The sequence below is a fragment of the Bacillus fungorum genome (assembly GCF_002746455.1).
Classification (GTDB): Bacteria; Bacillota; Bacilli; order Bacillales; family Bacillaceae_G; genus Bacillus_A; species Bacillus_A fungorum.
Map to the genome: position 1 here is coordinate 1 of NZ_NWUW01000129.1, position 1092 is coordinate 1092.

The window sequence follows — 1092 nt, forward strand, 5'->3', positions numbered from 1 at the left end:
TAAGCTTGTAAAGTATTTTTATATATTTATTTTCAAATATATTTTTCTAGCAAAAAAACTATACTTTTCAGCATAGTCTTTTATAGTAAGATTCTTAGAATCTTTATTACTTAAAATACACTTGTCCCAACCCATCTTTACTCGCCCATATCGGAGCCTTTATACCATCTACCCCAATCAGCTTAAATATGAAGAAATGGTGTTCTGCTTTCACCTTAAAAGAAAGGGGTTGACTATGATCAATGCGTCCCTTTGTATACTCATACTTCCAGCCATCCATCTTTTCTTCTTTCATTCTTTTCTCTATCTCAGGGACTAAATCCACCCTTTTTCCATTGTAATCATACTGAAATCCACCCTTATTCTCTGCGATTTCTACCATATCAGAAGCAAAGTTATGTGCTTTCACCAACTGTATCCCATACAAAACACCTTCGGGTAAAAGACTAATTAATAATAAAGAAAGGGTAAGGAATAGAGCTGTAGTTACTGTATTTTGCATTCTTAGTGCACCTACTCTTTTTCTTTATTTTACGTTTCCACCTAATTGTTTTTCTTTTCCATTCGCATCATAGATAATAATACTTCTTGCTTTACTCTTTATCGTTTCTTTTTTCTCATCGAATTGCTTAAAATAACTAGCAGCTTCCGCATCACCTTCGACAGCAATCATTGCTGGTTTCTCCTGTACATCATAGACAGTGAAGTTACGTTTTGAAGCAGAATCTTTGAAATCCGCATTACGGTTATACGCTTTTTCAAACTCTTGTTTCGCTTTTTCTCGATCAATAACTATTTCTTCTTCTGCACGAAGAGTACCTATTTTTACAGACTTAGCCAAAGCTATCTCGCCACCCCTTTCTAAAGACGATTTATTATCAGTATGTGTTATATCTCCAATCACCATATCAGTTACAAAGAATAGACAACCTACAAATAAAAGTAACATACTTGCTGCAACAATAAATTTTTGCATCCCTTATCACTCCTTCTTAATTTTCGGTCTTTCGGAATCGAAATCCACTTAATATAGAATTTTTCTTTTGGTTCAGCAATTCGTTTGGTAGTAATAACTCTGCTATCTTCTTCATT

The 1092-nt window shown here is 33.9% G+C and carries 2 protein-coding genes; both read right to left on the reverse strand.

Going from position 1 to position 1092, the window contains the following annotated elements:
* Positions 1 to 106: 106 nt before the first annotated feature.
* Positions 107 to 502, reverse strand: a complete 396-nt coding sequence (locus tag CO726_RS31005; protein ID WP_099686833.1) for a DUF4320 family protein — start codon at positions 500 to 502, stop codon at positions 107 to 109.
* A 24-nt stretch (positions 503 to 526) separates the two neighbouring features.
* On the reverse strand, positions 527 to 976 hold the full coding sequence (locus tag CO726_RS31010; RefSeq protein WP_099686834.1) for a DUF5411 family protein: 450 nt from the start codon (positions 974 to 976) through the stop codon (positions 527 to 529).
* Between the last annotated feature and the right edge of the window lie 116 nt (positions 977 to 1092).

Bases quoted from the DNA above. Each gene is read 5' to 3' on its own strand.
- CO726_RS31005 (WP_099686833.1), bottom strand. From the start codon at position 502: ATGCAAAATACAGTAACTACAGCTCTATTCCTTACCCTTTCTTTATTA.
- CO726_RS31010 (WP_099686834.1), bottom strand. From the start codon at position 976: ATGCAAAAATTTATTGTTGCAGCAAGTATGTTACTTTTATTTGTAGGT.